The sequence below is a fragment of the Mycobacterium sp. 1245852.3 genome, assembly GCF_001669335.1.
GTDB lineage: Bacteria > Actinomycetota > Actinomycetes > Mycobacteriales > Mycobacteriaceae > Mycobacterium > Mycobacterium europaeum_A.
Window position 1 is genome coordinate 1 of sequence record NZ_LZLL01000477.1, and the last position, 12,345, is coordinate 12,345.

Consider the following 12,345-nt stretch of genomic DNA (forward strand, 5'->3'; position numbering starts at 1 on the left):
GCTGTACTGAGGTTTACTCGGGGGCCAGCCACAGCGCCGACGTGGGCGGCAGCACCAGCAGTGCCGAGGCCGGCCGGCCGTGCCAGGGGTCTTCCGTGGCGTCCACCCCGCCCATGTTGCCGATCCCCGTACCGTTGTAGGCCGTCGCGTCGGTGTTGAGCACCTCGCGCCACCGGCCGGCCGAGGGCAGGCCCAATCGGTATCCGCCGTGCTCGGCGCCCGCGAAGTTGAACACGCAAGCCATCACCGAGCCGTCCTTGCCGTACCGCAGGAAGCTCAGCACGTTGTTGCCCGAGTCGTTGGCGTCGATCCAGGAGTAGCCGTCTGGCACGGTGTCCTGGCTCCACAGCGCCGGGTGAGTGCGGTAGATGTCGTTGAGGTCGCGGACCAGGCGCAGCACCCCGTTGGAGAACCCCTGCTCGTCGAGCTGCCACCAATCCAGCCCGCGCTCCTCGGACCACTCGGCGCGCTGCCCGAATTCCTGTCCCATGAACAACAATTGCTTGCCCGGGTGCGCCCACTGGTAGGCGAGCAAGCTGCGCAGCCCGGCCGCCTTGACGTGGTTGTTGCCCGGCATGCGGCCCCACAGCGTGCCCTTGCCGTGTACCACCTCGTCATGGCTGATCGGCAGCACGTAATTCTCGCTGAACGCATAGAGCATCGAGAACGTCATCTCGTGGTGGTGGTAGCTGCGGTAGATGGGATCGCGGCTGATGTAGTCGAGCGTGTCGTGCATCCAGCCCATGTTCCACTTCATCGAAAAGCCCAGGCCGCCAAGGTTTGTCGGCCGCGTCACGCCGGGCCACGAGGTGGACTCCTCGGCGATGGTGACGATGCCCGGGGCGGTCTTGTGCACCGTGGCGTTCATCTCCTGCAGGAACTGCACCGCCTCCAAGTTCTCCCGGCCGCCGTAGATGTTCGGGGTCCAGCCCCCTTCGGGGCGGGAGTAGTCCAGGTAGAGCATCGAGGCGACCGCGTCCACCCGCAGGCCGTCGATGTGGAACTCCTCGAGCCAGAACAGCGCGTTGGCCACCAGGAAGTTACGCACCTCGCGACGGCCGAAGTCGAATACGTAGGTGCCCCAGTCGAGTTGCTCGCCCCGCTTGGGGTCGGAGTGCTCGTAGAGCGGCGTGCCGTCGAAGCGGCCCAGCGCCCAGGCGTCCTTGGGAAAGTGCGCCGGCACCCAGTCCACCAGTACGCCGATGCCGGCCTGGTGTAAGGCGTCGACCAGGGCCCGGAATTCGTCGGGGGTGCCGAACCGCGATGTCGGCGCGTAGTACGACGTCACCTGGTAGCCCCACGATCCGGCGAAGGGATGCTCGGCGACCGGTAGCAGCTCGACGTGGGTGAACCCGTGTTCCACAACGTAATCCGTCAGCTCGCGGGCCAACTGGCGGTAGTTCAGTCCGGGGCGCCAGGAACCCAGGTGCACCTCGTAGGTGCTCATCGGTTCGAACACCGGGTTGCGCCGCGCGCGCTCGGCCATCCAGTCGGCGTCTTCCCACGTGTAGCTGCTGCGCGTCACCCGGGATGCGGTGTGCGGCGGCACCTCGGTGGCGAACGCCATCGGGTCGGCGCGCTCGGTCACGACGTCGTCGGCCCCGTGCACCCGGAACTTGTACAGCCCCTCGACGGGAAAGCCGGGCCAGAACAGTTCCCAGACCCCCGATGAGCCCAACACCCGCATCGGGGCTTCGCTACCGGTCCAGCCGTTGAACTCACCGATCAGATTGACGCCCTTGGCATTCGGCGCCCATACCGCGAACGACACCCCGTTGACCACGCCGTCGGCCGTGGTGAACGAGCGCGGATGCGCGCCCAGTACTTCCCAGAGCCGCTCGTGGCGTCCCTCCCCGAACAGGTGGAGGTCGACCTCGCCCAGGGTCGGCAAGAAGCGGTAGGCGTCGGCGACGACGTACGGCTCCGCCCCCTCATAGGTGATCTGCAACCGATAGTCGATCAGGTTGACGAACGGCAGCGCGACCGCGAAAAGCCCGGATTCGATGTGCTGCATCGGGAACCGATCGTCGCCGACGAGTGCGACGACTTCGGTCGCGTGCGGCCGGTACGCCCGAATGACGGTGTGGTCGGCGTACTCGTGCGCCCCGAGAATGCTGTGCGGGTTGTAATGCGTGCCCCCGATCAGGCGCGAGAGGTCGGCAGGGTCGGGTGCCAGGAGCGCCCCGGCGAGTTGGTCGGTTTTGCTCATGTCACAATCCCTCCGGTCCGTTTGGTGGCCTGCGCAGCAGGATCCCCCGCGCGTCGTGCGGTATGAGCGGCATATTGATGATGTGCGCAACCGCCTGCCCGGGATCGATGCGAACGTAATTGGCTTGGCCCCACTGGAATTCCTGGCCGGTGATCTCGTCGCGCACCCAAAAACGCTCGTAGGGCTCCATACCCAGAGCCTCCATATCTAAAAACAGCGTCGCCTCCTCGGCGCCGAACGCGTTGAGCGTCACCACCACCAGGACGCAGTCGCCGGTCACCGGATCGAACTTGGAATAGGCGAGCAGCGCATCGTTGTCGATGTCATGGAAATGAATCGTGCGCAGTTGCTCCAGCGCGGGGTGCAGTCGGCGAATCGCGTTGAGCTGCGTGATGAATGGCTCCAGCGATCGCCCCTCGGCCAGCGCGGCGGCGAAATCGCGGGGCCGCAACTCATACTTCTCGGAGTCCAGGTACTCCTCGCTGCCCTCCCGCACCGCGCGATGTTCGAACAGTTCGTAGCCGGAGTACACCCCCCACGCCGGACCCATGGTCGCCGCCAGCACCGCTCGGATCGCGAACATGCCGGGTCCGTTGTGCTGCAGGATGGCGTGCAGGATGTCCGGGGTGTTGACAAACAGGTTGGGGCGCCGGAAGTCTGCCGCGGCGGCGATGGCCTCGCCAAACTCAGTGAGCTCCTGCTTTGCCGTGCGCCAGGTGAAATAGCTGTAGGACTGGGTAAACCCGAGCTTGGCCAGGCCGTACTGGCGGGCCGGGGGCGTGAAGGCCTCCGACAGGAACAGCACGTCGGGGTCGATGCCCTTGACCGTGGCGATCAGCCAGGCCCAGAAGTCTGGCGGCTTGGTGTGCGGGTTGTCGACGCGGAAGAACTTGACGCCGTGGTCCATCCAGTGCCGGACCACGCGCAACACCTCGTCGTAGAGGCCGGCGGGGTCGTTGTCGAAGTTGATCGGATAGATGTCCTGGTATTTCTTCGGCGGGTTCTCCGCGTAAGCGATTGTGCCGTCCGGCAATTCGGTGAACCAGTTGCGGTGATCGCGCGCCCACGGATGATCCGGTGCGCACTGCAGCGCCAGGTCCAGCGCGACCTCCATGCCTAACTCGCGGGTGGCGGCGACGAAGGCGTCGAAGTCCTCTATGGTCCCCAAATCCGGGTGCACGGCGTCATGTCCGCCCTCGTCGCTGCCGATCGCCCAGGGGGAGCCCACGTCTCCGGGCGCCGCGGTCGGGGAGTTGTTGCGCCCCTTGCGATGTACCTTGCCGATCGGGTGGATCGGCGGCAGGTAGACGACGTCGAAGCCCATCGCCGCGATGCGGGGAAGCTGGGCGGCCGCCGTGGCGAACGTGCCGTGCACGGGGTTGCCGTCGGCGTCCCACCCACCGGTCGAGCGGGGAAACATCTCATACCAGGAGCCGAACCGGGCCAGCGGCCGGTCCACCCAGACGCCGTACTGCTCGCCGCGGGTGACCAGATCGCGCAGCGGGTAGTCGGCCAGGATTTCCTCGATCTCGGGGCCCAGCGCCAGCGCGGTGCGGGTGACCGGGTCGCCCGGCTCGCGCAGCGCGGCGGCGGCGGCCAGCAGCGGCTCGCGCAGTGCCCGCGGCACGCCCGTCGCCGCGCGTTCGAAGAGCCCCGCGCCGACCAGAAGGTCGTTGGACAACTCGGTCTCACCCTGACCGGCGTCCAGCTTGGCGACCAGCCCGTGCCGCCACGAGTGGATCGGGTCGCCCCACCCGTCGACCCGGAAGGTCCACAGCCCGACCTGATCGGGGGTGAACTGACCGTGGAACACGTAGGGTTCCGGACCCATCGTCATCGGCAGCAGTAGCGGTTTGATCCGTTGCTGGTCGACCTTGCCGTCGCGCTGGGTCGCCGGCTTGGTCGGGGCCGCAGCGGCCTTGATCCGGCGGGTCTCGCTCACCTGCGGGTAGCCGGGGCCGAGGTAGCGCACGACCAAGGTCGCCGCGACTGCCTCGTGGCCTTCTCGCCATACCGCGGCGCTGACCGGGACGACTTCGCCGACCACGGCTTTCGCGGGATACGCGCCACAGGAAACGACCGGTTGGACGTTATCGATCTCGACACGACCGGGCACCAGCACTCCGTTCCGATTGTTTGCGGCCATGCCCGCGATGTGCTCCGTGCGGAATGCCGCTCGTCGGGAAACTTCCTGTCGTGGGGAAAATTTCTGGGCAGGGAAGCATCGTTGCGACCCCGATTACTACCCGATACCCACCCTAGTCTCCGGTCACACACCGCCGGGGAAATGCGGTGCGTCCGGTCGCCGTGCACGGGCCGGGAACCTCAGTAAGGTAGGGACGCGTGAAAGCCCTCCGCCGGTTTACCGTCCGTGCTCACCTTCCGGAGCGTCTGACCGCGCTGGACCAACTGTCGACCAACCTGCGATGGTCGTGGGACAAGCCCACTCAGGAGCTTTTCGCGACCATCGACTCTGACCTGTGGGAGCGGTGCGGCAGCGATCCGGTGGCGTTGCTGGGCGCGGTCAAACCGGCGCGGCTCGATGAGTTGGCGCTCGATGAAGCCTTCCTGCGCCGGCTCGACGAGCTGACCGCCGATCTCAACGACTATCTGAGCCGCCCGCTGTGGTACCAGCAGCGGCAGGAGCAGGGCGCCGAGATGCCGGCCGCCATCGCGTACTTCTCGATGGAATTCGGCATCGCCGAGGTGCTGCCCAACTACTCCGGTGGCTTGGGAATCCTGGCCGGCGACCACCTGAAGTCCGCATCCGATCTGGGCGTGCCGCTGGTGGCGGTGGGCCTCTACTACCGGTCCGGGTATTTCCGGCAGTCCTTGACCGCCGACGGCTGGCAGAACGAGACCTACCCGTCGTTGGATCCGCAGGGCCTGCCGTTGCGGCTGCTGACCGACGCGACCGGCGAGCCGGCGCTGGTCGAGCTGATGCTGCCGGACTCCGCGCAGCTGCACGCGCGGATCTGGGTCGCCCAGGTGGGCCGGGTTCCGCTGCTGCTACTCGATTCCGATGTCCCCGAGAACGAGCACGACCTGCGCGGCGTCACCGACCGCCTGTACGGGGGCGACCAGGAACACCGGATGCGCCAGGAGATCCTCGCCGGCATCGGTGGGGTACGGGCGATCCGCGCCTTCACCGGCATTCACGGCCTGCCCGCGCCGGAGGTGTTCCACATGAACGAGGGCCACGCGGGTTTCCTGGGAGCCGAACGCATTCGTGAACTGATGACCGGCTCGGGATTGGACTTCGACACCGCGCTGACGGTGGTGCGCTCCAGCACGGTGTTCACCACCCACACCCCGGTGCCCGCCGGCATCGACAGGTTTCCCATCGAGATGGTGCGGCTGTACTTCGACGACCACGCGGGCGACGGCGCGAAATCCGGTGACAAGGCCGCGAGATCGGATGCGACCGGTGCGCCCGCGTTGCTGCCGGGGGTGCCGACCGCTCGCATCCTGGCGCTCGGCGCCGAGGACGACCCCACCAAATTCAACATGGCCCACATGGGTTTGCGGCTGGCCCAGCGCGCCAACGGCGTCTCGTCGTTGCACGGCCGGGTGAGCCGGTCCATGTTCAACGAGCTGTGGCCCGGCTTTGACGCCAGCGAGGTGCCGATCGGCTCGATCACCAACGGAGTTCATGCACGCACCTGGGCGGCGCCGCAGTGGCTGCAGCTGGGTCGCGAGCTGGCCGGGTCGGATTCGTTCAGCGATCCGGGGGTTTGGCTGCGGCTCAAGCAAGTCGACGCGGGGCACCTGTGGTGGATCCGCTCGCAGCTGAGGTCCCTGCTGGTCGACGACGTCCGGCAGCGGCTGCGTCGCTCCTGGCTGGAACGGGGTGCCTCGGACGCCGAATTGGGTTGGATCGCAACCGCATTCGATCCGGAGGTGTTGACCATCGGCTTCGCGCGACGGGTGCCGACCTACAAGCGGCTGACGCTGATGCTGCGCGATCCGGCTCGGCTGGAACAGCTGCTGCTCGACTCCGAACGACCGATCCAGCTGATCGTGGCCGGTAAATCCCACCCCGCCGACGACGGCGGAAAGGCGTTGATCCAGCAGGTGGTGCGCTTCGCCGACCGGCCCGAGGTGCGCCACCGCATCGCCTTCCTGCCCGACTACGACATGTCGATGGCGCGGCTGTTGTATTGGGGCTGCGACGTATGGCTGAACAATCCGCTGCGGCCGCTGGAGGCTTGCGGCACTTCGGGAATGAAGAGCGCGCTCAACGGCGGGCTGAACCTGTCCATCCGCGACGGCTGGTGGGACGAGTGGTACGACGGCGAAAACGGTTGGGAGATACCGTCCGCCGACGGCGTGACCGACGAGGCGCGGCGCGACGACCTGGAGTCCAGCGGGCTCTACACGCTGCTGGAAGAAACCGTCGCACCGAAGTTCTACGAACGCGACGAACACGGTGTGCCGCCCCGCTGGATCGAAATGGTGCGTCACACGGTGCAAACGCTCGGTCCCAAGGTGTTGGCGTCGCGCATGGTGCGCGACTACGTCGAGCAGTACTACACGCCCGCGGCGCAGTCGTTGCGCAAGACGATCGCGCCAGTCGAGGGCGCCGAGGATGCGGCGAGCGGCGGCGAGTTCGGCGCGGCCCGTGAGCTGGCCGCCTACCGCACGCGCGCCGAGGAGGCCTGGCCCAAGATCGTCATCACCGACGTCGACAGCACCGGACTGCCGGACAGCCCGGTGCTCGGCTCCAAGCTGACCCTGACCGCGACCGTCCAGCTGGCCGGGCTGGCGCCCGACGAGGTCACCGTCCAGGCGGTGGTCGGCCGCGTCGACGCCAGCGACGCACTGCTGGAGCCCGTCACCGTCGAGATGTCCTACGCCGGCACCGCCGAGGGCGGCAACCAGGTGTTCTCGACGACAACGCCGCTGCCGCTGGCGGGATCGGTCGGCTACACCGTGCGGGTGCTGCCCCGCCATCCGATGCTGGCGGCCAGCAACGAGCTCGGACTGGTCACCCTGGCCCGCTAGCCGGAAGCGGGTCAGGCCGACAGGCCCTGCTCGGCCTCGGGCGCGGTGCGCAGCCGCTGCAGCGCCTGGCGCACCTGCTCGCCGTTGGTGGTCTGCCAGAACGGCGGAAGCGACGCCCGCAGGTAGCCGCCGTAGCCGGCGGTGACCATGCGCGAGTCGAGCACCGCGACCACGCCCCGGTCGGTGACGCGGCGCAGCAGCCGCCCCGACCCCTGCGCCAGCAGCAGCGCCGCATGACTGGCCGCGACGGCCATGAAGCCGTTGCCGCCGCGCGCCGCGACCGCGCGCTGCCGCGCGCCCAGCAGGGGGTCGTCGGGCCGGGGAAACGGGATGCGGTCGATCAGCACCAGCGACAGCGACGGCCCGGGCACGTCGACGCCCTGCCACAGCGACAGGGTGCCGAACAGCGAGGTCTGGGGGTCGGCGCTGAACTGCTCGACGAGCGCCGAGGTGCTGTCGTCGCCCTGACACAGCACCGGCGTCGACAGCCGGCCGCGCATGGCCTCGGCGGCGGCACGGGCCGCCCGCATCGACGAGAACAGCCCCAGGGTGCGCCCGTCGGCGGCGGTGATGAGTTCGGCGATTTCGCTCAGCTGCTCGGCCGATCCGGTGCCGTCGCGTCCCGGTGGCGGCAGGTGCGCGGCCACATACAGGATTCCGGCTTTGGCGTGCTGGAACGGCGAACCCACATCCAGGCCGCGCCACCTCGCGTCGCCGTCCGCACCGGTCAGCCCCCACGCCGTGGCCATGGCGTCGAACGAGCCGCCGATGGTCAGCGTGGCCGACGTGAGCACGACCGTCGAACGCGAGAACACCCGGGACCGCAGCAGCCCCGCGACCGACAGCGGGGCCACCCGCAGCACCGGGCGCGCCGCGCCCCTGATCTCCTCGTGCTCCAGCCACACCACGTCGGTGCGGTCGGGGATGGCCGGGCCGAAGGATGTGAGCACGCGCGACGCGGTGTCCGATATCTCGCTCAGCGCCGCAACGGCTTCGGCGCGCGCCGACGCCGCCTTCGGGTCGTTCGTGCGCTCGATCGCCGAGCGCGCCGCCGTCGTCACGTCGCGCAGTGCCGTCAGATAGGTCGCCAACTCCTCGTCGAGGCGATCGATGCGGCCCGGCGTGCCGTCGTGGATGACCGAGGCGAAGTTGGCCGTCGCCGCCTCCAGGCGCTGGATCAGTTCCGGCTCCACCAGGCGGGCGATCCGCCGGGCGGTCACCCCGAGGGCGGCCGACGTCAGCTCCGCGGTGGCCACCGACGTCACCCGGTCGACCAATTCGTGCGCCTCGTCGACGACCAGCAGCGCGTGCTCGGGCAGGACCGCCGATTCGGCCACCGCGTCGATGGCCAGCAGCGCGTGGTTGGTGACGACGATATCGGCCTGACCAGCACGACCGCGCGCGCGTTCGGAGAAGCACTCGGTACCGAAAGGGCAGCGCGCCACGCCGAGGCATTCCCGCGCGGACACGCTGACCTGCGACCAGGATCGGTCCGGCACGCCGGGCTTGAGGTCGTCGCGGTCACCGGATTCGGTGCTCGACGCCCACTCGGTGAGCCGTTGCACGTCGCGGCCCAGGGCGCTGACGGCCATCGGGTTGAACAGTTCCTCCTGCGGCCGGTCGTCGGCATCCTCGCCGTCGGCGGCCGCGCCGTTGTGAATCTTGTTCAGGCACAGATAGTTTCGCCGCCCCTTGAGCAACGCGAACTGTGGGCGGCGCGGCAGCGCATCGGCCAGCGCGTCGACCAGCCGGGGTAGATCGCGGTCGACGAGCTGGCGCTGCAGAGCGATCGTGGCCGTGGACACGACGACGGGGGAGTCGTCCTCGAGGGCGTGCACGAGCGCGGGCACCAGATATGCGAGCGACTTGCCGGTACCGGTGCCGGCCTGCACCACCAGGTGCTCCTCGGTGGCGAAGGCCCGCGCCACCGCGGCGGCCATCTCCTGTTGGCCGCTGCGTTCACTGCCGCCGAGCGCGGCCACGGCGGTGGCCAGCAGCTCGGACACGGACACGTCGGACGTGGCTACCCTCTTCGCTGGTCGGGAATCTGCGTCGTGGTGACCGCGGGATCGCCGTGCGACAAATTCAATCCCTCCCACGGCAGACTGCGCAGCCCGGAAGTTACCAGCTCGCGCGCCGCCGCGAGGTTCGGTTTGGACACCAGCTCGCCACCGCGCACCAGCGGGACGGTCAGCACCCGGGCCGGTTCGGAGACGGCGGGCTGCTGTCCGGCCGGATACACCACCTCCTCGATGATGGTGCCGGAGTCGCGGGACAGCCGCAGCGCCTCCTTGTGTCCGCCGTGAGATTCCTTGTGGCTGCTGCGCTTTTGCACCGGCATGCCGTCCACCTCGACGAGTTTGTAGACCATGTTCGCGGTCGGGGCGCCCGAGCCGGTCACCAGCGACGTGCCCACGCCGTAACTGTCCACCGGTTCGGCGGCCAGGGCCGCAATGGAGAACTCGTCGAGGTCACCGGAGACCACGATGCGGGTCCGGGTGGCGCCCAGCTCGTCGAGCTGCCGGCGGACCTGACGGGCCAGCACGCCCAGCTCGCCGGAGTCGATGCGCACCGCGCCGAGCCCCGTACCGGCGGCGGCGACGGCATTGGCCACCCCGGTCGTCACGTCATAGGTGTCCACCAGCAGGGTGGTGTCCACGCCGAGCGCGTCGACCTGTGCCCGAAACGCCGCCAGTTCGGTCGATTCCGTGGGTGCGTCGGCGCGCGCATGCAGCATGGTGAACGCGTGCGCGGAGGTGCCCTCGGCGGGTATTCCGTAGCAGCGCTGCGCCTCCAGGTTCGAGGAGCCGTCGAAGCCGGCGATGTAGGCCGCGCGGGCCGCGGCGACCGCCGCCTGCTCGTGGGTTCGCCGCGACCCCATCTCGATGAGCGGACGTCCCCTGGCCGCGCTCACCATCCGCGCCGCGGCCGAGGCGACGGCGGTGTCGTGATTGAAAATCGACAGCGCCAGCGTCTCGAGCACCACGCATTCGGCGAACGTCCCGCTCACCGACAGCACCGGGGATCCGGGGAAGTACAGCTCGCCCTCGGCGTAGCCGTCGATGTCGCCGCCGAACCGAAATTCGCGCAAGTAGCGCAACGTATCTGGGTCGAGGAACTGCCCCAGCGACTGGCACGCCTGGTCGTCGAAGGTGAACTGGGGCAGCGCCTCGAGCAGCCGGCCGGTGCCGGCGACCACGCCGTAACGACGTCCTTGGGGAAGCCGGCGTGCGAAAAGCTCGAATGTGGTCCGTCGATCGGCGCTGCCGTCGCGCAGCGCCGCCGCCAGCATCGTCAACTCGTACTTGTCGGTCAGCAGCCCAGTAACGACCGGGTCGTTCATCCCATAACGGTATCGGCTGCCCTCGGGTCTCGGAAACGTCGTCCAACCCTCGGTATCGTGTAGGCCATGGTTGTTATGTCAGCGCCCACTAAGCCGGGCACTACAGGACAACGAGAGTCCGCTCCGGTAGAGGCCACGGCGAGCCCGTGGGTCACGATCGTCTGGGACGACCCGGTCAATTTGATGACCTACGTGACCTATGTGTTCCAGAAGCTGTTCGGCTACAGCGAGCCGCACGCCACCAAGCTGATGCTGCAGGTGCACAACGAGGGCAAGGCCGTGGTGTCCGCCGGCAGCCGGGAGTCCATGGAAGTCGATGTGTCCAAGCTGCACGCCGCCGGTCTGTGGGCGACGATGCAGCAGGACCGCTGACGGTCGAGGCGCTGGCGATTCCCGGTGCGCAAATGGAAGCGGGTCGAGACCGCTGACGGTCCCCGTTTTCGGTCGTCGCTGGCCTCGTACGAGGCCGCCCTGCTCAAGAATCTGGCCACGGCGATGATCGGCCTGCTCGACGAGCGCGAATCCGCTTCGCCGGCAGACGAACTCGAGGAGATCACCGGGATCAAGACGGGCAACGCCGAACCGCCGAAAGATCCCACGTTGCGTCGGCTGCTGCCCGATTTCTATCGGCCCGACGATGACACCGAGCCGTCCGAGGCCGCGGACAGCCTGAACGCCGCCCTGCGCAGCCTGCACGAGCCCGGCATCGTCGACGCCAAACGCGTTGCCGCACAGCGGTTGCTGAGCACGGTTCCCGACGACGGCGGCCGCTTCGAGCTCACCGAGGACGACGCGAACTGCTGGATCGCAGCGGTCAACGACATCCGGCTGACGCTGGGAGTCATGCTCGAGGTGGGACCCGACGGCCCGGAGCGCCTGCCCGCCGACCATCCGCTGGCCGTGCACTTCGACGTCTACCAGTGGCTGACCGTGCTGCAGGAGTACCTGGTCCTGGTGCTCATGGGGTCCCGATGACCGCGTCGGGCGGCCGGTGAACGCCATCACCGACGTCGGGGGCATCCGCGTCGGCCACTACCAACGACTGGACCCCGACGCGTCGCTGGGCGCCGGCTGGGCCTGCGGCGTCACCGTCATACTCACCCCGCCGGGAACCGTCGGCGCCGTCGACTGCCGCGGCGGTGCGCCCGGCACCCGCGAGACCGACCTGCTGGATCCGGCCAACACCGTGCGGTTCGTCGACGCGGTGTTGCTCGCCGGGGGCAGCGCCTTCGGCCTGGCCGCCGCCGACGGCGTCATGCGCTTCCTGGAAGAACACGAGCGCGGCGTGGCGATGGACGGCGGTGTGGTCCCGATCGTGCCGGCAGCGGTGATCTTCGATCTGCCGGTCGGGGGTTGGCGGTGCCGCCCGACGGCGGAGTTCGGTTACGCGGCCTGTGCTGCCGCCACCGACGCAGAGTTAACCGTCGGGACCGTCGGCGCCGGGGTGGGCGCGCGCGCCGGGGCGCTCAAGGGCGGCGTCGGGACCGCGTCGAGGGCGTTGCCGTCCGGTGTGACCGTCGGGGCGGTCGCCGTGGTGAACTCCGCCGGCGAGGTCGTCGACCGGAGCACCGGCCTGCCGTGGATGACGGACCTCATTCAGGAATTCGGGCTGCGGCCGCCGCCGGCCGAGGAGGTCGGCGCGCTCGCCCAGTTGGCGTCCCCGTCGGATCCGGTGGACAACCCGCTCAACACCGTCATCGCGGTGGTGGCCACCGACGCCGCCCTGAGCGCGGCGGCGTGCCGGCGGGTGGCGATCGCCGCGCACGACGGCCTGGCCCGCAGCATCCGG

8 protein-coding genes are annotated in these 12,345 nt (G+C 68.9%); 4 read left to right on the forward strand and 4 right to left on the reverse strand.

Translation table 11 applies throughout. The features are described 5' to 3' along the window. Positions 1-13: 13 nt before the first annotated feature. Complete coding sequence (gene glgB, locus A9W96_RS21220; protein ID WP_067142782.1) at positions 14-2,209, reverse strand: 1,4-alpha-glucan branching protein GlgB; 2,196 nt, start codon at positions 2,207-2,209, stop codon at positions 14-16. Between the two features lies 1 nt (position 2,210). Beyond that, complete coding sequence (locus A9W96_RS21225) at positions 2,211-4,325, reverse strand: alpha-1,4-glucan--maltose-1-phosphate maltosyltransferase (RefSeq protein WP_231997762.1); 2,115 nt, start codon at positions 4,323-4,325, stop codon at positions 2,211-2,213. Between the two features lie 227 nt (positions 4,326-4,552). Here A9W96_RS21225 and glgP point away from each other — a divergent pair, with 227 nt between their 5' ends. Beyond that, positions 4,553-7,213 (forward strand): alpha-glucan family phosphorylase, encoded by a 2,661-nt coding sequence (gene glgP / locus A9W96_RS21230; RefSeq protein ID WP_066864640.1) that lies wholly within the window; start codon positions 4,553-4,555, stop codon positions 7,211-7,213. Positions 7,214-7,224: 11 nt separating this feature from the next. Here glgP and A9W96_RS21235 read toward each other — a convergent pair whose 3' ends face one another. Both A9W96_RS21235 and A9W96_RS21240 read right to left on the reverse strand, forming a co-directional pair. After that, the gene (locus A9W96_RS21235; RefSeq protein ID WP_156765347.1) at positions 7,225-9,225 is read right to left on the reverse strand and encodes an ATP-dependent DNA helicase; all 2,001 of its coding nucleotides are present in this window, start codon (positions 9,223-9,225) and stop codon (positions 7,225-7,227) included. Positions 9,226-9,236: 11 nt separating this feature from the next. After that, positions 9,237-10,556: a nicotinate phosphoribosyltransferase gene (locus tag A9W96_RS21240; protein ID WP_067142785.1), complete on the reverse strand. Its 1,320-nt coding sequence runs from the start codon at positions 10,554-10,556 to the stop codon at positions 9,237-9,239. A gap of 66 nt (positions 10,557-10,622) precedes the next feature. On the opposite strand from A9W96_RS21240, the gene clpS reads away from it, so the two are divergent. The 3 genes from clpS to A9W96_RS21255 form a co-directional block, all read left to right on the forward strand. Further along, positions 10,623-10,928: an ATP-dependent Clp protease adapter ClpS gene (gene clpS / locus A9W96_RS21245; RefSeq protein WP_066867352.1), complete on the forward strand. Its 306-nt coding sequence runs from the start codon at positions 10,623-10,625 to the stop codon at positions 10,926-10,928. A 24-nt stretch (positions 10,929-10,952) separates the two neighbouring features. Next, complete coding sequence (locus A9W96_RS21250; protein WP_067142787.1) at positions 10,953-11,531, forward strand: DUF2017 domain-containing protein; 579 nt, start codon at positions 10,953-10,955, stop codon at positions 11,529-11,531. A 16-nt stretch (positions 11,532-11,547) separates the two neighbouring features. Then, the coding region (locus A9W96_RS21255; RefSeq protein WP_067142791.1) for a P1 family peptidase at positions 11,548-12,345 on the forward strand (798 nt) is incomplete at its 3' end.

Bases quoted from the DNA above. Each gene is read 5' to 3' on its own strand.
- A9W96_RS21240 (WP_067142785.1), bottom strand. From the start codon at position 10,556: ATGAACGACCCGGTCGTTACTGGGCTGCTGACCGACAAGTACGAGTTG.
- glgB (WP_067142782.1), bottom strand. From the start codon at position 2,209: ATGAGCAAAACCGACCAACTCGCCGGGGCGCTCCTGGCACCCGACCCT.
- clpS (WP_066867352.1), top strand. From the start codon at position 10,623: ATGGTTGTTATGTCAGCGCCCACTAAGCCGGGCACTACAGGACAACGA.